General features: G+C 64.1%; 24 protein-coding genes and 1 pseudogene. 6 read left to right on the top strand and 19 right to left on the bottom strand.

Annotated elements, in window-relative coordinates:
• Nucleotides 1–115 precede the first annotated feature (115 nt).
• The 7 genes from BM397_RS18165 to BM397_RS18135 all read right to left on the bottom strand — a co-directional run bounded on the left by BM397_RS18165 (nt 116) and on the right by BM397_RS18135 (nt 5,956).
• Nucleotides 116–886 carry a sulfite exporter TauE/SafE family protein gene (locus tag BM397_RS18165; RefSeq protein WP_092430232.1) on the bottom strand — a complete coding sequence of 257 codons (771 nt, stop codon included), beginning with the start codon at nt 884–886 and terminating at the stop codon, nt 116–118.
• Nucleotides 887–989: 103 nt separating this feature from the next.
• Complete coding sequence (locus BM397_RS18160) at nt 990–1,961, bottom strand: ornithine cyclodeaminase family protein (RefSeq protein WP_092430230.1); 972 nt, start codon at nt 1,959–1,961, stop codon at nt 990–992.
• A 6-nt stretch (nt 1,962–1,967) separates the two neighbouring features.
• Nucleotides 1,968–2,888 (bottom strand): aminotransferase class IV, encoded by a 921-nt coding sequence (locus BM397_RS18155; protein WP_092430228.1) that lies wholly within the window; start codon nt 2,886–2,888, stop codon nt 1,968–1,970.
• Between the two features lie 9 nt (nt 2,889–2,897).
• Nucleotides 2,898–3,683 carry an amino acid ABC transporter ATP-binding protein gene (locus BM397_RS18150; RefSeq protein ID WP_092430226.1) on the bottom strand — a complete coding sequence of 262 codons (786 nt, stop codon included), beginning with the start codon at nt 3,681–3,683 and terminating at the stop codon, nt 2,898–2,900.
• Nucleotides 3,684–3,698: 15 nt separating this feature from the next.
• The gene (locus BM397_RS18145; RefSeq protein WP_092430224.1) at nt 3,699–4,364 is read right to left on the bottom strand and encodes an amino acid ABC transporter permease; all 666 of its coding nucleotides are present in this window, start codon (nt 4,362–4,364) and stop codon (nt 3,699–3,701) included.
• Between the two features lie 7 nt (nt 4,365–4,371).
• Nucleotides 4,372–5,034, bottom strand: coding sequence for an amino acid ABC transporter permease (locus BM397_RS18140; RefSeq protein ID WP_092430222.1), 663 nt, complete (start codon nt 5,032–5,034; stop codon nt 4,372–4,374).
• An 88-nt stretch (nt 5,035–5,122) separates the two neighbouring features.
• The gene (locus BM397_RS18135) at nt 5,123–5,956 is read right to left on the bottom strand and encodes a transporter substrate-binding domain-containing protein (RefSeq protein ID WP_092430220.1); all 834 of its coding nucleotides are present in this window, start codon (nt 5,954–5,956) and stop codon (nt 5,123–5,125) included.
• Between the two features lie 153 nt (nt 5,957–6,109).
• Between BM397_RS18135 and BM397_RS18130 the strand changes: the two genes are divergently transcribed.
• Nucleotides 6,110–6,793 carry a GntR family transcriptional regulator gene (locus tag BM397_RS18130; RefSeq protein WP_092430218.1) on the top strand — a complete coding sequence of 228 codons (684 nt, stop codon included), beginning with the start codon at nt 6,110–6,112 and terminating at the stop codon, nt 6,791–6,793.
• A gap of 50 nt (nt 6,794–6,843) precedes the next feature.
• Nucleotides 6,844–8,601, top strand: coding sequence for a chloride channel protein (locus BM397_RS18125; protein WP_092430216.1), 1,758 nt, complete (start codon nt 6,844–6,846; stop codon nt 8,599–8,601).
• Here BM397_RS18125 and BM397_RS18120 read toward each other — a convergent pair.
• Complete coding sequence (locus tag BM397_RS18120; RefSeq protein WP_092430214.1) at nt 8,583–9,530, bottom strand: LysR family transcriptional regulator; 948 nt, start codon at nt 9,528–9,530, stop codon at nt 8,583–8,585. The two genes, BM397_RS18125 and BM397_RS18120, sit on opposite strands and share 19 nt — an antisense overlap.
• Before the next feature lie 318 nt (nt 9,531–9,848).
• Here BM397_RS18120 and BM397_RS18115 point away from each other — a divergent pair, with 318 nt between their 5' ends.
• The 4 genes from BM397_RS18115 to hglS all read left to right on the top strand — a co-directional run bounded on the left by BM397_RS18115 (nt 9,849) and on the right by hglS (nt 14,852).
• A complete protein-coding gene (locus tag BM397_RS18115; RefSeq protein ID WP_143187068.1) occupies nt 9,849–10,427 on the top strand; it encodes a hypothetical protein in 579 nt (192 codons plus the stop codon).
• A gap of 20 nt (nt 10,428–10,447) precedes the next feature.
• A complete protein-coding gene (amaB, locus tag BM397_RS18110; RefSeq protein WP_092430210.1) occupies nt 10,448–11,959 on the top strand; it encodes an L-piperidine-6-carboxylate dehydrogenase in 1,512 nt (503 codons plus the stop codon).
• Between the two features lie 7 nt (nt 11,960–11,966).
• The gene (locus BM397_RS18105; RefSeq protein ID WP_092430208.1) at nt 11,967–13,199 is read left to right on the top strand and encodes a pyridoxal phosphate-dependent aminotransferase; all 1,233 of its coding nucleotides are present in this window, start codon (nt 11,967–11,969) and stop codon (nt 13,197–13,199) included.
• A 273-nt stretch (nt 13,200–13,472) separates the two neighbouring features.
• The gene (gene hglS / locus BM397_RS18100) at nt 13,473–14,852 is read left to right on the top strand and encodes a 2-oxoadipate dioxygenase/decarboxylase HglS (protein WP_245696227.1); all 1,380 of its coding nucleotides are present in this window, start codon (nt 13,473–13,475) and stop codon (nt 14,850–14,852) included.
• 146 nt (nt 14,853–14,998) lie between these two features.
• On the opposite strand, the pseudogene BM397_RS29530 reads toward hglS, so the two are convergent.
• The 11 genes and pseudogenes from BM397_RS29530 to BM397_RS18050 all read right to left on the bottom strand — a co-directional run.
• A pseudogene (locus tag BM397_RS29530) lies at nt 14,999–15,097 on the bottom strand (ATP-binding protein); the annotation flags it as partial.
• A gap of 346 nt (nt 15,098–15,443) precedes the next feature.
• Nucleotides 15,444–16,193, bottom strand: a complete 750-nt coding sequence (locus BM397_RS18090; RefSeq protein WP_092430204.1) for a hypothetical protein — start codon at nt 16,191–16,193, stop codon at nt 15,444–15,446.
• 440 nt (nt 16,194–16,633) lie between these two features.
• A complete protein-coding gene (locus BM397_RS29525; protein ID WP_218124930.1) occupies nt 16,634–16,735 on the bottom strand; it encodes a DUF2474 domain-containing protein in 102 nt (33 codons plus the stop codon).
• Nucleotides 16,735–17,742: a cytochrome d ubiquinol oxidase subunit II gene (gene cydB, locus BM397_RS18085; protein ID WP_092430202.1), complete on the bottom strand. Its 1,008-nt coding sequence runs from the start codon at nt 17,740–17,742 to the stop codon at nt 16,735–16,737. The genes BM397_RS29525 and cydB overlap by 1 nt, the downstream gene beginning before the upstream one ends.
• 1 nt (nt 17,743) lies before the next feature.
• Nucleotides 17,744–19,138: a cytochrome ubiquinol oxidase subunit I gene (locus BM397_RS18080; protein WP_092430200.1), complete on the bottom strand. Its 1,395-nt coding sequence runs from the start codon at nt 19,136–19,138 to the stop codon at nt 17,744–17,746.
• A 376-nt stretch (nt 19,139–19,514) separates the two neighbouring features.
• Nucleotides 19,515–20,876, bottom strand: a complete 1,362-nt coding sequence (locus tag BM397_RS18075; RefSeq protein ID WP_143015432.1) for a sensor histidine kinase — start codon at nt 20,874–20,876, stop codon at nt 19,515–19,517.
• 197 nt (nt 20,877–21,073) lie between these two features.
• Complete coding sequence (locus BM397_RS18070) at nt 21,074–22,045, bottom strand: sulfotransferase family 2 domain-containing protein (RefSeq protein WP_092430196.1); 972 nt, start codon at nt 22,043–22,045, stop codon at nt 21,074–21,076.
• Between the two features lie 559 nt (nt 22,046–22,604).
• Nucleotides 22,605–23,690: a glycosyltransferase family 61 protein gene (locus BM397_RS18065; protein ID WP_176806882.1), complete on the bottom strand. Its 1,086-nt coding sequence runs from the start codon at nt 23,688–23,690 to the stop codon at nt 22,605–22,607.
• The gene (locus tag BM397_RS18060; protein ID WP_092430192.1) at nt 23,683–24,414 is read right to left on the bottom strand and encodes an FkbM family methyltransferase; all 732 of its coding nucleotides are present in this window, start codon (nt 24,412–24,414) and stop codon (nt 23,683–23,685) included. The genes BM397_RS18065 and BM397_RS18060 overlap by 8 nt, the downstream gene beginning before the upstream one ends.
• 283 nt (nt 24,415–24,697) lie before the next feature.
• Nucleotides 24,698–25,426 carry an anti-sigma factor gene (locus tag BM397_RS18055; RefSeq protein ID WP_092430190.1) on the bottom strand — a complete coding sequence of 243 codons (729 nt, stop codon included), beginning with the start codon at nt 25,424–25,426 and terminating at the stop codon, nt 24,698–24,700.
• Nucleotides 25,423–25,533: a sigma factor-like helix-turn-helix DNA-binding protein gene (locus BM397_RS18050; RefSeq protein WP_256218766.1), complete on the bottom strand. Its 111-nt coding sequence runs from the start codon at nt 25,531–25,533 to the stop codon at nt 25,423–25,425. Before BM397_RS18050 ends, BM397_RS18055 begins: the two co-directional genes overlap by 4 nt.
• Between the last annotated feature and the right edge of the window lie 14 nt (nt 25,534–25,547).

Raw genomic sequence — 25,547 nt, 5'->3', positions numbered from 1 at the left:
CCTTGTCCGGGACTTGCAGGCCGGCGGTGGAGCCGCGCTCATTCACGCCGGCCCCGCTGCTGGACTCACGCGACGAAGCCGGCACGCCATTGTCGCGACGGAGTTGACCTCGCCGCTAGCGGAGATGGTCCCACAATGGCAGGCCAAGACACACTGCGACGAGGATCAGGATGCAGGTCGAGAGCTTCACGAATTCCGGCGTTGCGAAGCGGTAAAGTCGGCCACCAGCCAGAACACCGGCGGTGAAGGGCATCCCCGCCAGGACACTGAGGGCGGCAATGTCGAGCGACAGAAGACCACTCCCAAGATAGACGACAAAGGCCAGCAGACTGACGATGACGAAGTAGAACAGGATATTGGCGCGGCGCTGCGCAACCGATCGGTCGACACCCATCCAGAACGCAACCACCGGAGGGCCGCCGATCTGGGCCACGCCGCTCATGACTCCCGAGAGAACCCCCACACCGGAATATACGAGCGGGCCTGTCCGCCCCCTGTAGGTCCGTCCGCTCACCACCAGCGCCAGGGTCAGCAAGATCGCGCCGGATATACACCATCGCAACAACTCAGGATCACCCTGCAGCAGAAGCGTCACGCCGAGGGGCATGCCAAGAGCGGCCCCGAGCAGGATTACGAAGTTTGCCGGCTTCTCCGCCGTGCGCCAGGAGCCGCGCAGCGTCGGAAGCCCACCGAGAAGATCGATCACCAGCAGGATCGGCGCCGCACGCGCCGGGCCGACGACCATTGCCGCAAGGGGGATGAAGACCATTCCGGAGCCGAAGCCCGCAAAGCCCCGCGCAAGCCCTGCGAGCAGGGCCGCGGCGGCAAGGCTGGCGATCTCTATTGGAGACATATCAAGGATCGAGGAGAAGAAATGCGGCGTCACGGGAGAGCTCGTAAAGGGCGCAGGCCTCGGAGAGCGCGCCGATCTGCAGTGGGGTCAGGGACAGGAGGAAGTCTCCGCCGGGGTGGCCCGGCGGAAACCGTGTTCAACGCTCGAGCTCGATTCCGACACCCTGCTCGCGGGCGCGGGCTTCGACCAGTCGCGCAACGGCGATATCTGCCAGCGAGATACCCGAGAACAGCATCGCGGTGCGCTGGTCGGATGACGGCGGCTTGTCCGCGCAATGCTGAGCCAGGTCACCGAGTTCGGCGTCGAAGCGGTCAGGCACCAGCATGACGCCATTGCGCCCGCGGGTCTCACTCTGCTCGAGGTCATCCGTCGCGACGAAGCCGAAGGCCCCTTGCCAGCTTGCCTCGATCCAGGAGCGCCCAAGATCGACCGCGCCCGCAAAGGCACCCGGAACGAGCCATCCCGCATCGAGGAACGGCCGAAGGTCGCCCGACGGCGGCACGGTCGAGATGACCATTTCCCCCGCCTCGACCGCGGCGCGCGGGTCTTCGGTGACAGACGCCCTCAATCCGAGTTCCGCACAATGTGCGGCAAAGCTCTCGGCGGAGCTGCGGCGGCGGCTGAAGGCAACAACCCGCGTCAGAGTCGGACGCACGTGGCGCAGGGCCGCGAGATGGGTGCGCGCCTGCAGCCCGCAGCCAATGAAACTGACCGTCCGCGCGCCGGCAGGAGCCAGGTGTTCTGCCGCCAGCGCCGTGCAGGCGGCCGTCCGCACGCCGGTCACCCAGCTGCCGTTCATGATCGTGCGGGGTTGCCCGTCCTCGATCCCGCTGAGCAGGATCGTCGCATTGATCGTGGGAAGTCCGCGCCTTGCGTTGCCCTTCGAGACACCGAGCCACTTGCAGCCTGCGGTATCCACGTCGAGCGCCGCACCGACCAACGCCTCGACCACGTAGCCCGGTCGCGGCGGGATCGAGAGCTTTGGCTTCATCAGCGTGCGCCCTGCGCTCTTGTCGCGGAACATCGCGCCGACGCAGTCATGAATATCGGCAACGCCGATATCCAGTGACGCGATGTCCGAGGCGCTCAGGTAGAGCAATCCGGCCATTCCGGATCAGTCCGCGCAGCTTTCGCGGACCCAGTCCCAGTAGATCTTGGTGATCTGCTTGGTGATCGGGCCGGTCTTGCCGTCGCCGATGATATGGCCATCGACCTTGTTCACCGGGGTCACGCCGCCAAGCGTGCCGGTCACGAAGACCTCATCGGCGGAATAGACCTGCGCCAGGGTGAAATCGAGCTGCTTCGCCGGGCCGATGTGCTCGCCGTAGAGGTCGAAGACATGCCCGCGGGTGATGCCGTTGAAGCTGTACTTCCCGGTCGAGGTCCAGAGCTCGCCCTTGCGCACGATGAAAAAGTTCGTGGAGTTGCAGCTGGCGACAAAGCCCATCGGGTCGAGCATCAGCGCCTCGTGCGCGCCGGCGTCGATTGCCTGGATCAGCGCCTGGATGAGGTTCAGGCGGCTGTGCGAGTTAAGCCGCAGATCAAAGACGTCGGGGCTCGAGCAGCGGAAGGTCGAGGTGAAGAGCGTCAGGCCGGTCTCGGTCTGTTCAAATTTCGGCTTTTTCAGTTCCGCGATGATGATCACGGTCGCCTTGCCGATGGTGAAGCGCGGGTCCTGGTTCGGGGTGGCCTTGCGCCCGCGCGAGATCATCAGGCGGATGTGCGCGCCGTCGGTGAGCCCGTTCTTGGCGCAGGTCGCCATGATCGCGTCGATCACCTCCTGGCGGCTCATGCCAATGTCGAGACTGATCGCCTTGGCACCTTCGAACAGCCGATCCATGTGCAGATCCAGCGAGAGCAGCTTGTTGTTGACCAGCCGCATCCCTTCCCAGACGCCGTCGCCCAGCACGAAGCCGCTGTCGAAGACCGAGACGGTGGCCTGGTCGCGGTGAACGAAGTCGCCATTCACGTAGATCAGCACATCGTCGTTCTTCTTGTCGCCGATATAGCCCTGTGCGCTCGAATATTCCTGCATCTTGCTTCCTTAAAGAGAGAATTCCGACGACCGTGCGATGAAGGCACGGGTCCGTTCGGATTGGGGGTTCTTGAAGATTTCCTCGGCCGTGCCCTGCTCGTGGATCTTGCCGTCGTAGAGAAACAGCACCCGCGTCGCGAAACGGTAGGCAAAACCGAGCTCATGGGTGACGAGGAGCATGGTCCGCCCCTCCTCACCCAGCGTGTTGATGGTGCGCAGAACCTCGCCGACCAGTTCGGGGTCAAGCGACGAGGTAGGCTCGTCGAAGAGCAGGATCTCGGGCGACATGGCGATCGCTCGGGCGATCGCGACCCGCTGCTGCTGGCCACCCGAGAGCTGCGAGGGGAACGCATCGAGCTTCTCGTGCAGCGCGACCTTGGTCAGCTCCGCCTCGGCGATCTGCCGGGCTTCGCCCTTGGATTTGCCAAGCACGGTGACGAGGCCTTCCATCACGTTCTGCAAGACGCTCATGTGCGGAAACAGGTTGAACTGCTGGAACACCATGCCGACCCGCTTGCGCACGTCGCAGAGCGTTCGCGGCGAATAGACGACGGATTCCTTGTCGCCGTCCTTTCCGACGACCCGCCCGATGCGGGTGCCGTCGAGGTAAATCGCGCCGGTCGTGAGCGTTTCCATGAAGTTCAGGCAACGCAGGAAGGTGCTCTTGCCGGAGCCGGAGCCGCCGATGATCGCGATGCGCTCACCGGGCGCGATGTCGAGATCGATGCCCTTCAGAACCTGGTTGGTTCCGAAGCTCTTGGTCAGCCCCTCGACTTTCAGGATATGATTTTTCATGGCGTTTTCCTTGGCTCAGCGCTTACGCGCCAGGTGGCGCTCGGCCATCATCGAGGCGAAGCTGAGCGGGTAGATGATGCACAGGTAAAGGATGCCGACCGCGGTCAGGATCTCGAGAGGCCGGTAGTATGTCGCCGAGAGCAGCCTTCCCTGGTACATCAGGTCGTGCACGCTGAGCACCGAGGCCAGCGAGGTGATCTTGGCGACCTCGACCGCGCGGTTGGTGAAGGCGGGCAGCATCCGGTCGAAGACCTGCGGCAGGATGATGCGGCGGAAGATCGCCTTGTCACTCATCCCGATGGCGCGGGCGCCTTCCCATTGGCCGCGGGCGATCGACTGGATCCCCGAGCGGTAGATCTCGGCGCAATAGGCGCCAGTGTTCAGCGTAATGCCGAGCACGGCGGCGGTGAACGGGCTGAGCTGCGCCCCGATCAAGATCGGAAAGGCATAGAAGAACCAGATCAGCTGGATCAACGCCGGGATGTTGCGGAAGAACTCGACGAACGACCGGCCGGCGACCTGCAGGGCGCGGACGCGGCTCATCTGCGCCAGAGAAAGCAGCATGCCCAAGATCAGGCCCAGCACGAGGCAGATCAGCGTAAGCTCGATGGTCACGACGATGCCGCGACCGAAGACCGGCATGCTCGACCAGATGATACCGAAGTCCCATTGATAGTTCATGTCGGCCTCACACGTGGGTCAGACGCCGCTCGACCCGTCGCGCCAGAAGGCTGAAGGTGAAAAGCAGGCAGAAGTAGATGAGAGCGACCACGGTGTAGACCTCCATCGGGCGGTAGGTCTGCGCAGAGATCTGCGTCGCGCTGTAGAGCAGCTCGCCGTAGGCCAGCGTGGACGCGAGCGAGGTCGTCTTGATGAGTTCGAAGGTGCGTTCGATGAAGGGTCCGACCATGCGCAGGGCCGCCTGCGGCAGGATCACCCGGCGCAGCGTCTGGAACCGCGTCATGCCGATGGCCGCACCGCCTTCCCACTGCCCTTTTGGCAGCGACAGGATCGCACCCCGGAACACCTCGCAATAGAAAGAGGCCGACTGCGTGGTCAGCGCCAGCACGGCGGCTTCGAGTGGTCCCATGCGGATGTCCGCGACGATCGGAAGCGCATAGTAGAACCAGAAGAAGTGCACGATGCCGGGCGTGTTGCGGTAGAAGTCCACGTAGATCCCGGCGGGTATCCGCAGCCAGGCCAGTCGCGACATCCGTCCGGTCGCGATGATCGCACCCAGTATCACGCCCAGTCCGATCGAGATCGCCGCGATCAACAGCGTCCCGCCCAGGCCCTTCAAAAAGAGAGGCCATTGCGCCAGTACGACGCCGAAGTCCCATTCATATGCCATGTGGCTTGGTCTGTCCTCGGAAGGGGGGCGGCGCCCGGTGGTCAACTCAGGGGCGCCGCGCGCTTCAATGTGAAAGAGTCCGGGCGGCTTAGTCCCAGTTCTCCTTGACCAGGCCGGGGACGCTGGCCGGGTCGATGCCCTTCGACTTGATGTAGGTCTCGAAGATTTCCTCGGTCTTGCCCGACTCGTAGAGCTTGCCGATGAAATCGTTGACCCAGGTCTTGAACGAGGCGTCGTCGCTCTTCATCAGGCCGACGCTGGTCGGGATGGCGTAGACTTCCTCGGGCAGGATGACCTTGCCCATGCGGATGCGGGACACCTGGACGACGAGCGCAGGGTGGAATTGCGAGACGACATCGACGCGGCCCGACACGAAGGCGGCGATCGCCTCGTCGTTGCTGGCGAACCGCTCGAACTTCGCGTTTTTCAGCTTTTCAGTCAGCACCGTGTCGACGTTGGTGCCAAGCGTGACGCCGATGCGGACGTCGGACTTGTCGAAATCGGCCCACGACTTTGCGGTGCTGTCCTCGGGAACGAGTGCGCCCATCGCGTAGTAGAACAACGGCGTGTCCGGGAAGTCGATCGCCTGCTTGCGGGTCTCGGTCGGGTCGAGCACGAACATCACGTCGATCTGGTTCGCCTGGATGCCCGCCACGCTGTTGCCCCAGGTGGTTTCGACCATTTCGAGCTCGACGCCCAGGTCAGCCGCCATCAGCTTGCCGATCTCGACGCCGACGCCCGACCACTGCTCGGACATCGGGTCCTTGTAATACCAGGGATCCGCGCTTGCGGCACCGACACGCAGCACCCCGCGTTCCTTGACATCCTCAATGCTCGAGGCGGCAAGCGTGACGTTCGGAACGAGGCCGAGGAGCATGCCGGTGCCTGCGGCGCTAAGGATCGATCGTCTAGTGAAGTTCATTTTCCAGATACCCTGCTGTTTGATCGTTTATGATTGTCAACAATCGATCATCTGCATTATAATGCAATGACAAATTGCCCCGCTGACAGGGGGGCGGCGAGGCTTTACACAAGAACGCCTTTCTTTTGGGCGAATACTGCTGGAGATGCGCACATGCAGCCCTTGAAAAAAAGAACGTTCAGGGAACAGATCGTCGAGGAGTTAAAGAACTCGATTCTGAACGGCAGCCTGCCTTTGGGCAGCCCGGTCGTGGAGGCAGAGCTGGCGAAGCAATTCGGTGTCAGCCGTGGCCCTCTCCGGGAGGCGTTGCGCCACCTCATCGAAGAGGGCTTCCTCATCACCATCCCCTACACGGGTACGCGCGTCGCGACCTTGTCACTGGATGACGTGCGCGAGGTCTTTTCGCTTCGCGCAGAACTCGAGGTCTTCGCCTTCAAGCTCATCTGGAACACGCGAGACGAAGACTTCCGGAATGCGCTTCAGCAACTGCACACCGACCTGAAGCAGAGCATCGAGAAGGGTGACGAGGACGCGGCAATCGCCATCGAACTCTCCCTCCACTCGCTGGTTTACGAACGCTGCGGGCACAAACTGCTTTTGCAGACCTGGCAATCGCTCAAGGCGAAACTTCAGCTCTACTGGGTCACGCACCACCGGGTGCATGGGCGCAGGGGCCCGCGCATCGACGCCCATGAAGCATATGTGAGCCTGGCACTCGGCGACGATTTCGATGCGCTTGCCGAAGAAGTTCGGGCACATATCCTGAACGGCTTTGCCCGCACCGAGGCGTTCCTGGTGGCGCGCGAACAGGCGTCCAGCGGTCAGCAGGCCAGCTGACCAGCTGCGCGGGCCTTCTCCGCTTTTGCCAAGGACAGAGTGACCGATTGATGCTCCGCCGACCCCGGACGAAACTGCGCGCAGCGCTCGGCCGCCTGCACGCGCCTTCGCGCTTTCGCATTTTCGTCCGGCGCAACGAGATTGCCTATACGCTGATCGCCGCGGCGGTTGGAGCGGTGGCCGCGAGCAGCGTCGTCGCCATGCAGGAGGCGCTGCATCTGCTCAGCCATCTCGTGTTCGGACAGCCAGGCGCCATCAGCGCCACGCAGGGCCTTGCGCCGCTTCGCGCCTTTGCCGGGCCAGCCGCCGGGGGCATCGTGCTAGGGCTGTCGTGGTTCGTCGGACGCCGATGGTTTCGGCACATCGCCGATCCCATCGAGGCCAACGCGGTTCGCGGGGGGCGTATCGGTCTTCCGGGCAGCTTGTTCATCACCGGCCAGACAATCGCCTCAAGCGGGTTCGGCGCCTCGGTAGGAATGGAGGCGGCCTATACGCAGGCCTCCGGCGCGATCGCCTCCCTTCTTGGCCAGGCCCTCCGTCTGCGCCGCGAAGATCTGCGTCAACTCGTGGCGGCTGGCGCCGGCGGGGCGATCGCCGCGGCTTTTGATGCGCCGCTGACCGGCGCCTTCTACGCGTTCGAGCTGGTCCTCGCGACCTACTCGGTCTCGGCCCTCCTGCCGATCCTGGCGGCATCCATCACCGCCACGAGCGTTGCACGGGCGCTTGTCGGTCCGCACGGCGAAAACCTGCATTACGCCGGGGACATTCCGGTCCATTCCTACCTGCCGATCCTGGTGCTTTCGGTGGTTGCGGCAGGCATCGGAATTGCCCTGATGCGATCCGTCACGCTGATCGAGCAGGCGTTCCGAAAGAGCCCGCTGCCACCGTGGCTGCAACCCATGCTCGGCGGTGCGCTGGTCGGTGCGATGGCCATCGCTAGCCCGCGGATCCTGTCCTCGGGCCATGGCGCCATGGGCGTCGTGCTGTCGAAAGATCTGGCACTGCCCATGCTGGCCATGATCTTCGTGCTGAAATGCGCCGCCTCCGCGATCTCGATCGGCTCGGGATTCCGCGGAGGCCTGTTCTTCGCGTCGCTGCTGCTCGGGGCGCTACTCGGCAAGATCTTCGGCATCCTTTGGATGCTCGGTCCCGGCCTCGACCTGCCCATCGTGGTGCTGGCCGTTATCGGCATGTCGGCCTTCGCCACCACCGTCATCGGCGCACCGCTCGCGGTCAGCTTTCTAGCGCTGGAAACGACGATGAGCCTCCCGCTTGCGCTGGCGGTGCTCTTTTCGGCGCTGATTGCCACGGCGATCACGCGCAACTTCTTCGGCTACAGCTTCTCGACCTGGCGTTTCCACCTGCGCGGAGAGACCATTCGCTCGGCCGCGGATGTCGGCTGGATCCGCGATCTGAGCGTTGGCAAAATGATGCGCCGCAGCACTTCGGAAATTCCGGACACGATGCGCATCTCCGAGGCGCGGCGCCGTTTTCCCCTCGGGGCCACAAAGGCCTTCCCGCTGAGCGATACCGAGTGCCGATATTCCGGCATCTGCCTTACCGCGGAGCTGCATTCGGACGAGTTGGAAGACACAGAGCCCGTCTCGTCGATCGCCCGCTTTCGCAATGCCTGGCTGACCCCGGAGCTCAACGTGCGTGAGGCGATCAGTGCCTTCGCCCGGCATGAGGCCGACAGCCTGGCGGTGCTCGGGCCCGGCGATAGCGTCCTCGGCGTGCTCAACGAGCAGTACTGCCTGCGCCGCTACGCCGAAGAGACCAACAAGCGCCTCTACCCCTCACGATCCTGAGCGGCCGGCTCGGACAACCCTTTCTCCATTCCCGGTTCCCGACGTGTGACCTGCCCCAGGAGCCAGTCCTGGAAGAGTTCGGCGGCCTTGCTGGTCCGCTTACGCTCTGGCTGCACGATGTAATAACTGTATTCGGTGGCCATCGCGCGGTCCGAGACCGGGATCAGGGCGCCGCGCGCGATCTCGTCCTCGATGAGGTAGGAGGGCAGAAGCGCCAGCCCCATGCCCGCCACCGCTGCCGAAATGATCATGGAGAACTGGTCGAAACGGATACCATTGTAGGCGTCGCGCGCGCCCTCCCCCTCGCGGTCGAACCAGTCCTGCCACAACTTCGGCCGGGTCGTCAGATGCAGTCGCGGAGAATCCTCCAGCGTTTGCCCGCGCTGCAACCTTGCCGCGAGGAAGGGGGCAGCGACCGGCACCACCACCTCGCTGCACAGGAAAGTCGCGACCGCGCCGGGCCAGCTTGGCTGGCCGTAGTGGATGGCCAGATCGAAATTGTCCTCGTCGAAGCTGAATGGCTGCCCCCGCGATTCGATGGTCAGCGCGACGTCCGGCGCACTCGCCGCGAAGGCACCGAGCCGCGGGATCAGCCAGCGTGTCCCGAAGGTCGGCAAGGTTGCCACCCGCAGCGGCTGCCTCCGCTGGCCAGCCGCCATTGCGCCGATCATCATCCGCTCCGCACGGGCCAGGAGTTCGCGCACCTCGGGAAGAAACCGCTCTCCGGTTTCCGAAAGCACGACCCGCTGGCGCACGCGTTCGAACAGGCGAAGCCCCGTCTGCGCCTCGAGGTCACGGATCTGCCGGCTCACAGCGCTTTGCGTCAAGCTCAGTTCCTCGGCAGCACGGGTGAAATTGCCATGCCTCGCCGCGCATTCGAAGGTCTGCAGCGTTGAGATGTCCGGAACAAGGCGCCTCTGCATGTTCATTCCCATATCGCATCAAGTTGCAAGATATTGGCATTATACATCCGCTCTTGAGCGGGTGATAGTTCCCGCAGCGTATCATCACGCCATCAACTCTCGTCAGCACTCCCCCTTCAGACTGGCGCCTTTCGGACCGCCGCCCCTCGCGGGCGGCATGACATCAAGCGAACGAATTCCGACCCCATGAGTCCCCTCCCCGGCTCCCACATGTTTGCGCTCCCCCTTGGCACGCTCCGCGGTCCAGATCAGGCGCGCTGGATCAGCGGCCTCCTCGCATATGTGAGGATCGGCGGGCTTGTGCCGGGCCAGGCAGGTGGGTCGGTGCTGGCGCTGACGAGCATCTTCGCGGTGCTTGGCCTTGGCGTTGCGGCCGCGATCGCGCTGCTGATGCCTCAGGCCCTGCCGCGGGTCGAAAACGCGCTTCTTCAGGGCGCCGCATTCTCAGCGTTTCTTACCTCGCTGGACCTCATTCGCGGCCATGTGCGTGCATCGAAGATCTTGGCACGCGCTACGGCGCGGATCTTTGCTGTTCCGGCGCAACTGCAGGCTGCCGCGATGACATACGGCGCCCAGATGCTCGCGGTCCTGTTCATCATTGGCACGATCGGGATGCTACCTGACATTGCCAATTCTCAAGCCGCAGGGGCCAACCCGAGCGGTCGCGCCCCGCTGGACGCCGACGCGCTGACGCTCACCGCCCTGCGCGGGACCATCATGATGACTGTATGGAACCCGATCGGCGTGGGCTTTGCCATCGTCACCTCGGCCATGTCCATCATTTCGGCGCGCCATCTCGGCGTCTCGCCCAGCCGTCTGTCCTTTGCCGTCAACCGCGGTTTCACGGTCTACGGCCTTCTGGCTGCGGCCAGTCTCACCTCTCTCACCTACGCTTTCGAATAAACTAAAGGAACTTGCGCAAAATGACCCTCACCACCGAAGCCAAATCCCTGCTTCTCTCGCTCGGCGTGGCCGAGGCCGACTTCTCCGGTGGCACGATGCCGAGCTACAGCCCGGTGACCGGCGAACAGATCGCGACCCTGCCCGTCGACACGCCCGAGACCGCCGCCGCCGCGATCGAAAGGGCCAAGGCCGCTTTCAAGGACTGGCGTCTTGTGCCTGCCCCCAAGCGCGGCGAACTGGTCCGCCTGCTCGGAGAGGAACTGCGCGCCTCGAAGGAAGCCCTCGGCAAGCTCGTCTCGATCGAGGCCGGAAAGTCGCCCTCCGAAGGACTCGGCGAGGTGCAGGAGATGATCGACATCTGCGACTTCGCCGTCGGCCTGTCGCGCCAGCTCTACGGCCTCACCATCGCCACCGAACGCCCCGGCCACCGGATGATGGAAACCTGGCATCCGCTGGGCGTCGTGGGCGTCATCTCGGCCTTCAACTTCCCCGTCGCGGTCTGGTCCTGGAACACCGCGCTGGCGCTGGTCTGCGGCAACCCGGTGATCTGGAAGCCCTCCGAGAAGTCTCCGCTGACCGCGCTGGCCTCGCAGGCGATCCTGAACCGCGCCCTGGCCCGTTTCGACGGCGCACCGGAGAACCTCAGCCAGGTGCTGATCGGCACCGGCGAGATCGGCAACGCGCTGGTAGAAAGCCCCGATGTCCCGCTCATCTCGGCAACCGGCTCGACCCGCATGGGGCGCATCGTCGGCCCGAAGGTGGCGGCGCGCTTTGGCCGGTCCATCCTCGAGCTCGGCGGCAACAACGCCGGCATCGTCTGCCCCTCCGCCGACCTCGACATGGCCCTGCGTGCCGTGGCCTTTGGTGCGATGGGCACCGCCGGCCAGCGCTGCACCACCATGCGTCGCCTCTTCGTCCATGAGAGCGTCTATGACCAGATCGTGCCTGGCTTGAAGAAGGCCTATGCCAGCGTCACCGTCGGCAACCCGCTGACCTCGAGCGCGCTGGTCGGCCCGCTGGTCGACAAGCTGGCCTTCGACGGCATGGAGGCCGCGCTGGAAGAGGCCAAGGCCGCTGGCGGCGTGGTTCACGGCGGCGCCCGTGCGGACGTCGAGGGCGATGCCGCCTACTACGTGCACCCGGCCCTCGTCGAGATGCCCTCGCAGACCGGCCCGGTGACCGAAGAGACCTTCGCCCCGATCCTCTATGTCATGAAGTACACCGATTTCGACGAGGTGCTCGAGCAGCACAACGCGGTCGGCGCGGGCCTGTCGTCGTCGATCTTCACCACCGACCTGCGCGAGATGGAGACCTTCCTCTCCGCGCGTGGCTCCGATTGCGGCATCGCCAACGTCAACATCGGCACCTCGGGCGCCGAGATCGGCGGCGCATTTGGCGGCGAGAAGGAAACCGGCGGCGGTCGCGAGAGCGGCTCGGACGCCTGGCGCGCCTACATGCGTCGCGCCACCAACACCATCAACTACTCGCGCGAGCTGCCGCTGGCGCAGGGTGTGACCTTCGATATCGACTGAGGGTGTCATGACCGTTCGATTTGCACAGCAGGCCGGGTTCCGCCCGGCCGCGCGGATGGCCGAGGTCGGGGTCTCCAAGATCCTGGCGATCGGGAACCGCGCCGCGGAAATGAAGCGGGCCGGCCGGCCGACGATCATTCTCGGTGCCGGTGAGCCGGATTTCGACACGCCCGATCACATCAAGCACGCGGCGGCGGAGGCGATGGCCCGAGGCGAGACGAAATACACCCGCCTCGACGGCTCGCCCGAGATGAAGGCGGCGGTGATCGAGAAGTTCCGGCGCGACAACGCGCTGGAGTTCTCGGCCGACGAGATCACGGTCTCGACCGGGGCCAAGCAGGTGATCTTCAACGCCTTCATGGCGACGCTCGATCCCGGGGACGAGGTCATCGTCGCCACCCCCTGCTGGACCAGCTACATCGACATCGTCAACATGGCCGAAGGCACCGCCGTCGAGGTCCCCTGCGACGACGCATCGGGTTTTCGGCTGACCCCCCGGCAACTCGAGGCGGCGATCACCCCGAAAACCCGCTGGGTACTGCTGAATTCGCCCTCGAACCCGACCGGGGCGGCCTATTCGGCGGCGGACTACGCGGAACTCGCCGAGGTGCTTCGGCGCCACCCGCACGTCTGGCTCATGGTCGACGACATGTACGAGCACATCGTCTACGAAGGCTTTGCATTCGTCACGCCGCTGCAGGTCGCTCCCGACCTGCGGGATCGGACGCTGACGATCAACGGCGTCTCCAAGGCCTATGCGATGACCGGCTGGCGGATCGGCTACGGGGCCGGCCCGGCGGCGCTCATCAAGGTGATGGCGGCAGCCCAGAGCCAGTCGACCTCGTGCCCCAGCTCGATCTCGCAGGCCGGTGCCGTCGCGGCGCTCACCGGGCCGCAGGACTTCCTGCCGCTGCGCGCCGCCGACTTCCAGAAGCGGCGCGACCTGGTGGTCGCAGGGCTGAACGCGATCGACGGTATCACCTGTCGGGTGCCCGAAGGGGCGTTCTACACCTTCGCCAATTGCAGCGGGCTGATCGGCCGGACGGCCCCGGACGGGACGTTGATCGACAGCGACACGACCTTCTGCAACTGGGTGCTCGAGACGGCGGATGTGGCCATGGTTCCCGGGGATGCCTTTGGCGTCCCGAACTATTTCCGCATCTCTTACGCGACCTCCGAGACGGAACTCACCGAGGCCCTCGCCCGGCTGACGCGGGCGTGCGCGACGCTCTGCCCCTGACCAGCAAGACGGCCGGGCGCGCGAAGGGTGCCCGGCGCAACCAAGACATCGGTCGCCCGCGCGGGCGACCGACCGGCGGCAGCCTCGAACACCCGAGATGCCGCATCCTTCCCGCCCTGCCGACCGCGCAACCGAAAACCACGCGCGGCCGCTTACATGTCAAGCAGCATCCCTGCGCAACCGGCATGCGGCCAGTCCGGACCATCCCTGTGGTTCCGATGCGCCGAAGACCGGCCCACGCACGACGCGACACCCACCGGAGGCCCGACGCCCTTGTCCCATCTTGATCCCAACGCGATCCGAACGCTTTTTTCCCGTGCCATGTCGACGCTCTACCGCGACGAGGTGCCCGCTTACGGCACGCTGCTCGAGCTGGTGCGTGACGTCAACGACGCCACCCTCGCAGCTCACCCCGCCGAACGCGCACGCCTCGAGGAGCTGGGCGAGCTCGACCGCATCAGTGAGGAGCGCCACGGCGCGATCCGGCTGGGCACCCCGCAGGAACTGGCGACGATGCGCCGGCTCTTCGCGGTGATGGGGATGTTCCCGGTCGGTTACTACGATCTGTCCGTCGCCGGCGTCCCAGTCCATTCCACCGCCTTCCGCCCGCTCGATGACGCGGCACTGAACGCAAATCCCTTCCGGGTCTTCACCTCGCTTCTCCGCCTCGACCTGATCACGGACGACGCCCTCCGTGCCGAAGCGCAGAAGGTCCTTGAGGACCGTCGGATCTTCACCGAGGGCTGTCTCGAGTTCATCGCGCGCGCCGAGGCGCAGGGCGGTCTCTCCGCCAAGGACGCCGAGGCTTTCGTCGCCGAGGCGCTTGAAACCTTCCGTTGGCACCCCGAGGCCAATGTCAGCCACGCGCTCTACCAACGCCTGCACGCAGCGCACCGCCTCGTGGCCGACGTGGTGGCCTTCAAGGGACCGCATATCAACCACCTCACGCCGCGCACCCTCGATATCGACGAGGTCCAGCGCCTGATGCCCGAACGCGGCATCGCGCCGAAAGCGGTGATCGAGGGCCCACCGTCTCGCGCAGTGCCGATCCTGCTGCGCCAGACCTCTTTCAAGGCGCTCGAAGAGCCCGTTTCCTACAGCGACGGCGTCACCACGGTTGCCGGCAGCCACACCGCGCGCTTCGGCGAGATCGAGCAGCGCGGCCTCGCACTCACACCGAAGGGCCAGGCGCTCTATGACCGTCTGCTGACCCAAACCCGAGAGATCGGGCGCCCGGCGGCCGACGGCTCCAACGCCAGTGACTACATGGAGACGCTGGCGCGGGTCTTCGCAGAATTTCCCGATGATCTTGAGACGCTCCGCGCAGAGGGCCTCGGATACTTCCGCTACAGCGCAACCGGCAAGGCGGCGACAGGCGCCGACCTGTCGCGCGACGCCTCCGCGCTTGTCGCCGCAGGGGTCCTGCGCGCCGATCCGATCATCTACGAAGATTTCCTTCCCGTCTCCGCCGCCGGAATTTTCCAATCCAACCTCGGCGACGAGGCCGCCCAGAGCTTTGTCGCCAATCCCAACCGCGACCGCTTCGAGGCCGACCTCGGAGTGCCGGTCGTCGATCTGCACCAGCGTTACGCCGAGGCCGAGGCGGCCTCGCTCGCTCAGGCGCGCGCCGTTCTCGGTCGTGCGCATGCCTGATCCGAAGAGGGGGCCGGCAATGCTCGCCTGATCCCTGCCCGCCATTGCCACCGACACGATGGAAGCCCGCGGCATCACTCCCGCGCTTGACGTGTCGCGTGGCATGGCGGTGATTTCTCCGGTCACCGGCGGGACCGTGGCGACCCCCACAGCAACTCGGCGCCGGTCTTTGACATAGGCACGAAACCCAGCTCATCGATGATGAGCAGTTTGACGGAGGCCAGCTGCTTCTGGAGTCGCAGGAGCGCACCGGCAAGGACTCGGCCCGATTGCACGCGCTCACTGGCGCCAGCCCAAGGGGGCCGACATGGGGTGCCCCGCGACTGATCGGGGACCGACATACAACATACATTCTGTATCCCGGTTGAGGCTGACCACGACGACGATGATCGATATTGCCTCAGGTCGCGCGTGTCGTTCAGTGACCGGTCCAAAGCGCGCCTCAACTGCCCCGGAGTCGCATAAGCGCCACTATGCGCAAAAGAACAAATATCGAGCATTTGACTTGCCGCGCCCCGCCTGCGGCACCCGCTCAAAGGACAAGTCTCTGACAGAATCTAGCAAGGTCTGCGGCGCGGACCTGGAGCAAGGCTAGGCCGCTGGTCGTTTCCGGGTCCGCGCTGCGAGGCCGCGCATGACTTGCTCGAAATCGCCCTCCGCAAAACGTGCGACCCCATTGTGAGCGGCGCAGACGGACTTCGTGCCGCACCACCGCGCCCCAATATCCTCGAGCCAGCGGCAGAACTTCTCATTCGACCCTTCTTCGGCCTTCATCGCCGCCCCTAGCGTGGGATGCAGGACGAGCCGCGGTACGTACCCGCGCAGCGCTCCTGGCACAGGAAGAACATTCAGAGTGTCGTCAACGTGGAGAGACCCGCTGGCTGGATGAAACGCCAGGAGCGAGCCCGCGTGCACCTTCTCGTTCTCAGAGAAATACTGGATGCCGGCTGGCAGCGAAAATTCGAGGTCTCGAGAATACTTCTCCGCCACAGATGGGCTTTCCACATTTTCAGCTTCCCAGGGCACCGAGGCACAAACACGGCGATGCCGCTCAGAGCCGTAGAACTTCGCATCTGGGAAATCCCGTGCCATGGCAGCGCAGTGCAGCGTGTGGAACGGATGAAGGTTGAGAACCGCCTCCACCAGACTGCCATCCTGGGTCAGCCCCATGACGAGCTCGCGGATTTCGCCATTGAGCGCGTAGCTGTCGAGAAACACGAAACGACCGCTCCGCAATCGAACGATCGAGACTTGCGTCCCGATGTTGACGATCCCGGCCACTTTCATGGTGCAACGGATATTCCAGAATCCGCTCCCGAGGTTGACCAACCTGCGTGTCAACGCTCTCTCCCCTTGTGATCAGGCGCGACTTTCCATCGCGTATTCTGCTTGAACCTAGGCCAGTCACATCGGATGACCAGAACCGGAGAGAAAACTCCGAGTGAGCCCTAGCCGACTTGAGAGCCACCATAGGTCGAGCGCCACAACGCATGACTGTGCCTCGTCAAGATCCGAAGGTCGGGCGGCCTTCGGGGCACTGAAACACGTAGGCCTCTCAGGCTTCATCGATCGACAGCACTCACGGCCCCTGTAGCAAAGAGCCGCGCGCGTGTTCTGACGCGACAGGTTTTCCAGAGCCCGCCAATTCACCACGGTCTTAAAGGAGTTCGCGCACTGCGGGTGGACCGCGACAAGGGAACTGGCTCAGCACGTGTTGGGATCTTGCTGACGTCGGATTCCCTCAAGGTGGGAGAAGAATTATTCGGCGCGATGCCCCCCTCTCAGTAGGGCAGTACAACCCGGATCAGCAGCGCCAGCGTGCCGACACAAACGACCCCGGCGACCCAAAGGCCGACGAACCAGAGCAACCGCCTCCCCCGCATCAGTGGTAGCCCTCGGAAGGATCGATCTTTCCGCGAAACACCCAGTAGGCATAGGCGGTATAGGCAAGGATGATCGGGATCAGGATCACCGTCCCGACCAGCGCGAAGGCAAGGCTGCTGTCGGGGGCCGCGGCCTCGACGATGGTCAGCGAGGGCGGCACGATCATCGGATAAAAGCTGATGCCGATGCCGATGAAGCCGAGCACGAAGAACCCCAGCGCCGAGAAGAACGGCAGCCGGTCGCCACCGCCGCGCAGCCCTTTCCACAGGCCCGCCGTGCAAAGCAGCACGAGAAGCGGCACCACCACGACGAAGGCCAGCGACCCGCCAGTGAACCAGCGCTCGAAATAGACCTCATCCTGCAGCGGGGTGAAGATCGACACCAACCCGAGGAAAACCAGCGTTGCCAGCCCGAGCGGCTGCGCGACCCGGCGCATCCGATCATGGATAGCTCCCTCAAGCTTCATCACCAGCCACGTGGCGCCGAGCAGCGCGTAGCCCGTGGCCACCGCCAGCCCGGTGAGCAGCGAAAACGGCGAGAGCCAGTCCCACCAGCCGCCGGCATAGGCGCGGTTCACCACCTCGATACCCTGCACCAGACCGCCAAGCGCCATGCCCTGCGAGAAGCCCGCCACCAATGAGCCGCCAAAGAAGGCAAAATCCCACAGTCGCTTCCAGCGTTTCGTTCGCCAGCGGTACTCGAAGGCGACGCCGCGAAAGATCAGCGCCAAAAGCATCAGGATGATCGGCACGTAGAGCGCCGGCATGACCACCGCATAGGCCAGTGGAAAGACCGCGAAGAGCCCGCCGCCGCCCAGCACCAGCCATGTCTCGTTGCCGTCCCAGATCGGCGCCACCGAGTTCATCATCACGTCGCGGTCCTGCTCGGTTCGGGCCAGCGGAAACAGGATGCCGACGCCAAGATCGAACCCGTCGAGGATCACGTAGACCAGCACCGCAAAGGCGATGATCCCGGCCCAGATGAAGGAAAGCTCCACTCCGAACATGTCAGTCGCTCCTGTTCTCGGTGCTCTGCGCGGGCCCCGGCATGATCCCCGCCGTGCGGATTGGCCCGTCGCGCAGCCCGAGCCGCGCCGTGTCCGGCGACTTGCGCATCATCCGCAGCAGGTAGAAGGTGCCCGCCCCGAAGACGAAGAAATACACGACGACAAAGCCGATCAGCGATGTGGTCAGCGCCGGCAGGTCCAGCGGCGAGTGGCTCTCGGAGGTGCGCAGCAGGCCGTAGACCGTCCACGGCTGGCGGCCGACCTCGGTGGTTATCCAGCCCGCGAGCACGGCGATGAACCCCGCCGGGCCGAGTGTCACGCAGGCACGCAGCAGCCAGGGATCGCTGTAGAGCCAGCCGCGCCAGCGGGCCCAGAGCCCCCAGAGCGCCAGCCCGAGCATGGCAAAGCCGAGCGCCACCATCACCCGGAACGACCAGAAGACGATCCAGACGGGGGGCTGATCCTCGATGGGAAACTCCGACAGCGCGGGGATCTGCCCGTCCCAGCTGTGGGTCAGGATCAGCGAGCCCAGATGCGGGATCTCCAGCGCGTAATCCAGTTCCTGGTTTTCCTGATCGGGGATCGCGAAAAGCACCAGCGGCACACCGCCCTCGTGGCTCTCGAAGTGGCCCTCCATGGCGGCGATCTTGGCAGGCTGGTGTTCGAGCGTGTTGAGCCCGTGCTGGTCGCCGGCGAAGATCTGCAGCGGCGCGACGATCACCAGCATCCACATGGCCATCGACAGGCTCTTCTTCGACACCGGGTGGCCGGGGGTCTTCAACAGCTGATACGCCGAGGCCCCCCCGACCACCAGCGCGGTGGTCAGATAGGCCGCCAGCACCATGTGCACCAGCCGATAGGGAAAGGAGGGGTTGAAGACGATCTGCCACCAGTCCTCGGGCACGAACTGGCCATTCTCGGCGATGGAAAAGCCCGCGGGCGTGTGCATCCAGCTGTTCACCGCAAGGATCCAAGTGGCCGAGATCAGCGTGCCGAAGGCGACCATGAACGTCGCCAGCATGTGCAGCCCGTCGCCCACCCGCTGTCGCCCGAACAGCATGATCCCCAGGAAGCCCGCCTCAAGGAAGAAGGCGGTCAGCACCTCGTAGGCCATCATCGGCCCGATCACCGGCCCTGCCTTGTCGGAGAACACCGACCAGTTGGTGCCGAACTGGTACGACATGACGATGCCCGAGACGACGCCCATGCCGAAGGCGACCGCGAAGATCTTCTTCCAGAAATTGAACAGGGAAAGGTATCGACCGTCCCGTGTCCACAGCCACGCGCCGTTCAGCACGGCAAGGTAGCTTGCCAGCCCGATGGAGAAGGCGGGGAAGATAATGTGGAATGACACCGTGAAGGCGAACTGTAGCCGGGCGAGGACTTCTGCGGTCATGGGAACTTCCGTAGAACGTTTGGCTATGGTGGGAGCTAGCCCCTTCGGCGCGCGGGACAAACTGCAGCCGCAGGCACCGCTCTGCCGGCCCTGCCGGACAGCCCAGGGTTTGCTTCGTTATGGTCGTATTACGGGCCGCGCCTCGGGTCGGATCACCCAAGGGCCATCACGGTCCCGTCACCGGCAGCGGATCATCGCCGCCCGCCTACCTTGGATCGCAGTCAGCGCGCAGGAAAGACGGTGCGCGGGACGATATGCCGGACCCTGAAATCCGCAAGCGCGTCCTGCCCCGCCGGTCAGGTTCTGCCATTCCCGCAGCGGCGATCGACAAAGATGGCGCGCGGAGCGGCCCGGGCATCATGCCCGGGTCAGCGGATCAGCCCTGCAGCGGAAACTCCACGCTCCAGGTGAAGCCCTCGCTCGCATAGTCGGCCCGTGTCTCGCCCCCCAGCGTGGATTGCAGCATCGCGCCGGTCAGCGTCGAGCCGAAGCCCGTCCGCGTTGGAGGCGAGACAAACGGCCCGCCCCGCTCGCGCCAGACGATCTGCAACTTTCGGCCATCCGCGGACAGTTGCCAGCAAATCGTGAGCCTGCCCTGCTCGTCGGACAGGGCACCGTATTTGAGCGCATTCGTCGTCAGCTCATGGATCGCCAGCGCCAGCGATTGCGCCGCGGCGGCTGGCACCAGCACTTCGGGCGCACCGCGCAGCCGGATGCGCTCTCCGATCAGATGCGCGACGTGAGGCAGCTGCGAGCGCAGCAGCGCTTCGACATCGATGTCCTGCCAGCTGCGCTGGACCAGAAGATCCTGCGCCGCCGCCATGCTCTCGAGCCGGCTCTGGAACACCGGAAGGAAGTCCTCGGGCCGGGACCGCGCCGTCTGCCGGCTGATGGCCAGGATGAGCGAGACCATGTTCTTGCTGCGGTGGTTCAGCTCGTGCAGCAGGGCGTCGATCGTCTCCTGCGCCTTGCGCGTCTCGGTGATGTCCTCGACGATGGCGGCAAGGCCGGTCACCCGACCGGCGGACTTGATCGGGAAGAAGTGCTCTTTCCAATAGCGCCGCTCGGAGGGTCGGGCCGGCGTGACGCCCGAGATCTCGACGTTGCGCCTGACGAGGCCGCTTGTGAGGATTTCCTGCAGCAGCTGGGTGACCCCGTCGATGTCATGCACCTCTGGAAGCAGTTCCTTGGGGGTCTTGCCGATATGCGCCTCCGGCGGCAGCCCGTTCATCTCGGCCAGCAGCGGATTGATCTTCACGAACTTCAGATCGCGGTCCCAGATGCCAATGCCGACGGGGGCGTCGCTGAAGACCGCGTCGAGGATTTCCGCATCCGCGGGCGGCCTGTCGCTGCCATCAGCGCCCGGCCCTCCCGTCCCGCCGCACGACGCCTCGACAATCTCGGTGACATCCATCTCGACGCCGGACAGCCTGACCGCGGACCCCTGCGCGTCCCTGACAACCCGCCCACGGTCTAGCACGTGACGTACGCGCCCGTCGGGACGCAGGATCCTGAAGCGGTGCTCGAAATGATCGGCGCGGGCACAGACCTCCTGCACTTCGCGGCGAAGGCGGTCCCGGTCCTGCGGGTGCACCAGCGCATAAAAGGCCTCAGCGTGCTCATCCACACGCGTCAGCCCGTAGAGCTGCACCAGGCCCCTGCTCCAGAGCAGCCTGTCCTCCCCGACATGCCATTCATAGCTCCCCGCCCCGGGGATGCTGTCGTCGGTATTCAGCACAGTCCGTTCCAAAGTAACCCCTTCGGCTGATCTCCAGAACTCCCCCCCGCGGTCGTGATCGACCGCGGTCTCTCCTGCTCGAAACCGAGATCTAGCGGGAACGGGTTGGGGTAAAAAGGGCGGAGTTGCAACAGCGCAAGAATTTCGATGGTCGACGATGCTTCAGCATCTAGCCCCGACCACTCTCCGGGGTCAGCTCATGAGGCTGGATCGGTCAGGAAATAGACCTTCTCACATATGTCGTAAAAGCGCTGATCCCAGAGGGTGAACTCCTCGAGGATGTCGCGCTGCCGCATCGACAGATCGTCCAGAACGGAAGAAATGCTGGCCCTACTCGGCGCCACGTTCTCGCGCTTCTCGACCGACGAGGCGATTATGCCCTTCGCATGAAGGCGCTTGGCGAAATCGGCAAAATGCTCGGTAAGCCCGAAGGTCATATTGGGTGCGAAGATATTTGACAGTGCTTCTGAGAACAGCTGCGGAAGAACATGACGGTCACCGGGTGCCGCACGGGTAGAGGCAATCCGGCGTACCTGACCGTTGTCGGTATCGACCACTCTGTAGGGGTTCTCCGAGCAGAACTCGAGATATTGGCCAAAGCTCATGTCCCGCGTGTTCAGCATGTTGTAGAGCGGATGCGTTTTTTGACGCTTGGAGTAGCGATAGAGGCTCAGGATGCGGTCCTTGGGCTTCCGCAGCACCGTAAGGTAATGGCATTGCTGCGACAGAAGCTCATCGATCCCATGGTTCAAATGACCATGGATCAGCTTCAGAGATGCACGCTGTTCTGGGGGACGTTTGAGCAGGATGTTCTTTTCGTTTTCACTAAACGCGAGCTTGTCCTCCCGGGCCACGTCCCTGGACAGCATTGCTGAAAGCGATGAGCCTGCTGTCTTGGGCACATGCAGGTGGATCAGCGTCTCGGCCTCCTTGAGGCTCACGGCACGCTTGCCGCCGCAATTGGAAGGCGCAATTTCCTGCACCATCGCCTGAAATGCCGGGGCAGCCCAGTAGGTGCGACGCAGTTGGGCGAGTGTCTGATGGTTTTTGAGCTTGCGTGCGACCTCGGCTTCAGTGGCGCCGCGCCCGAGAAATACGCGGTTGGCAACTTGAATGTCACGGGCAGACAGCTCGCCCAGAAACGGGTCCGCATTTGTTTTTTCGGTCATTGCGTTGTCCCGAATGCTGGTTCGTCACGGTAATTTCATCAAGGTAATGAGGTGAGCTTCACCAAGGACGGAAGGCACTCGCAAGCATTGGCTACGGGGCTGTACCTGTTGAGCGATTTTTTGCGACAGGTTCGGTGAAAATGTATACATTCCTTAACATGCCAGCGTCTGGATGCGCACATGGAAATCGCTGCAAACGTCGCGGCAAAGCGCCTTGAATTTCCCTTGGCGCGGCTCAATGCTAGCAGGCCAGCGGGCGCAAGTTTCGCGCTGTTCCAGGGCTTGTTGCACATCTCGTTGAAGAGGTTTCAGTCTTAGAAACCTTAAGGTTAGATCGTTCGCATGCAGACGCCTTGCGCTGCGCTGCCCCGGGTTTTCTGGACCGGCGCCGTTCGGCCGCCCGCAACCCGCCGCGCCAACACTCGGGGTCATCTCTTGAAGACCTGTTCCCGATGGGTCCGGCGAGCCAAACATGCTGCCAATGTGACCTTGGGCTGGACAGCCTGCTCTTCAAGCGGATCTCGCGCCCGTTGCGCTTCCCGGAGCCATAGTGGCCGTGTCAGGGAACGACATCACCATCGGGTGCCATTCTGCCGCGTTCGATAAGTGCGTCTCGAACGGCCTGATCCGGGAGGTCTGTCCACGCGCCGTTGGACACAAAACCTGCGGCCTGCAGAGTCGCGCCCAAGTCGACAAAACTCAGCTCGCCGAAGGCAAACCGCTTTCGGGTGGATGTGTCGTTGCGCAACCATTCTTTCTTGATCGCGTGAATGACCAAGGGAGTCGTGCCCATGAAGGAACCGACATGGCGCACCAGAAGATCGACTGCGCTGGATTTTCGTCTCGCGATGATGGCGACGCGCTGTGCGCGTGGCATGGCCATTGCTAGAAGATGCAAGGCCGATCCATCTGCCGCAATCACATGGCGCGCGGCCCGATAACGGGCAATCTGGTCCTCGAGGCTATGCGCTTGCGGATGGAAGATTTCATAGCCTTCCTCGGCCAACAATTTCTCGAGACAGGTTTCACCCAGAATCGAGCCGAGTTCGGGGCCCAGCCGCGATCGGCTGATATAGAGCTTCTCGGAACCATTTGGCATGACCTGCGCGGCGAAACGCGAGGCAAACTGATCCCGGACCTTTTGTGTGCCAGCCGCGATCTCACCCAGACCCAATCCTTGGCCCGGGACGATCAGGCGCTCTACACGCGTCGGAGCCCTGAGGACACGCACTGGCACATCCACGCCCAAGAGGTCAAAGAACCGCCTCTGAAAATTGTTCAGCTTCCTGCCGCGTGGCCGTTTATGGGTGAAGACGATGCCTGCAATCGGCTCCTCGGTCGCGTCGAGCGCCCAAAGGCGGCCCGTGCTTTCGGTCAGGAAGTGACCAAAATGCGAGCGCATGACCCCGCCCCAAAGCCACCGGCCCGTCAGGGTGTTGGTCACGGTCTGCGGCATCTCGGGCGCGATCGTGAGGGCGCGATGTTTGCGCCACGTCGCCCCATGGTGGCAATACCGTCCCTCAGCATCCAGCACACCACAGGCTTGCACGAACCCGGGCTGCACGGGCGGCAAAACGGTTGCATGCCGCACGTTTACGATTTGCTCGGACCAGCCCCCGGTCGACAGCGGCTTGTCTTCAGGCATCGGCGTCATCAGCCTGGCCAGACGTCCGAATACAGGCCCACACCGTCTTGGTCGAAACCTCCGTCTGTTTCTGAAAGCCAGCGCGCCTCAGAAACCTTTTGCACGCGCGCATCCCCCCGGGGCCGTAGACCTTGGGGTGGAACTCCAAGACGATCGCACGGAAGCCGGACAGATCTGCGTGGCGCAGCAGGTCAAGTTCGCCGCCTTCGATATCCATGACCAGCACAGTCGGTTTCAGGTCGCCGCAGACCACTGAAAAGCTGGAGGTCGGAACCTCGACCTGCTCTTTCGGGCGCTTGCTATCGGTGTGCAGCAAAGACGAGCCAAGATAGCTTTTGTGAAGGTAGAAGGGCAGCGAGGCTGGCGCATCAGGCGCGGTGACCAGCACCGCGTTCTTCACGGAAATCCGGTCGGTCAGACCGTTGAGTTCGTATAATTCTTCTATGACCGGGATCAGGTTGGGATTCGCCTCATAGGACGCGACCTTGACCGGCTTTGCGTTGGCGGCAATCACCGCACCAACCAAGCCGATACCGGATCCGATCTCAAGCACGACATCCTCTTCGCCGACGATGTGCAGGCTGGCTTTGATCTCCTGTCCTTCATATTTCCCGGATCTGATCCGGGCGGCCCGACCTGCGTGGACGAACTTGGAGGCGGGCACTTTGATCCCACAGAAGTCGGCGGCGATCCCGGGTGCCGCGAGTGCGAGTTTTTGGTCCAAGTTTCAGCCCACAGTTAGAAAAAGTTGTCGTTTCACAATCTTTTAGATCACCACGCGATACCTTGTGAATGGGGCGAAGCTGTGGACACAAGGTCATGGCACGAACGCCTGGCACCTGAGCTTGCCAGACGATGCCAAATTCAGCGATGGCTCTTGGCGCGATGCGCTGTTCGGCGATGGTTGCACGCAGGTTCTCTCATCGAGCGCGACGACTACGGGGGCCTCCGGCGATCACCTTTCGGTGCCTCCCAACCCCAACGGATCGCGAGACACTACGCCTGTCTTAGGTCACCGGCTGCTTGGCCAGCCCCTTGCCGAGGATGGGTCCGGTCGGCAGGTTGGTGGGCGAGCCGCCGGCGGGCTCGAAAGTGATCTCATAGAGCTGCGTCGGATGCGGCTCGGGCAGGCCTTCGATACTCAATACGCGTGACAGGCCGGTGGAGAGCAGGCCCAGCGAGACGGGCGGTCCGTCCTCCTCGGGTTTGGTCCAGACCTGCATCACCTGGCCCGCGGGCACGTCGGGTCGCTCGAGCAGGGTCACGCGGGTGGTGTTGTCCGGCGCGCTTTCGACAAGCGCGATGGCTTCGCCGCGGTCATCCAGCAGCACCGCCACGACCAGGGGGTCAGGTGGCGTGAGCAGCGACCAGCCCAGCAGGCAGGCCAGCAGCAGGCTGGCGGCGATCCCGGTCACGGCGGCGCTGCGCCAGCGGGTCAGGCGCGCGCGCAGCGGGGCAAGGTCGATCACCTCGGCACCTGCCGTTTCAGGCTCCGGCGGAGGCGACGTCTCGTCCGATAGATCCAGCCGCGGCGCGAGGCGCTCCCAGAAATCTACCGGCAGCGGCAGGTCGTCGGCGGTCTCGTCGAGCGGGGCGAAGCGGCCACGCGCGCTTGCAAGCCGCGCCGCCACCTCGGGGTCGCGCGCGGCGAGCTCCTCCAGCCGCGCGGTATCAGCCTCCGAGGCGAGCCCGAGCACAACCTCGTCGATCAGCAGATCAAGAGAACGGTCCGTCATGACAGGCACTCCCTCAGCTTGAGCAAGCCGCGCCGGATACGTGCCTTCACCGTGCCCAGCGGCGTTGCCAGCCGCCCGGCGATCTCGCCGTGGCTGTGCCCGAGCACGTAGGAGGACAGGA

Source organism: Alloyangia pacifica, from assembly GCF_900116195.1.
Lineage (GTDB): Bacteria > Pseudomonadota > Alphaproteobacteria > Rhodobacterales > Rhodobacteraceae > Salipiger > Salipiger pacificus.
Note: the sequence above shows the minus strand (reverse complement) of the source record. Positions and strands in the feature narration are given on the sequence as shown.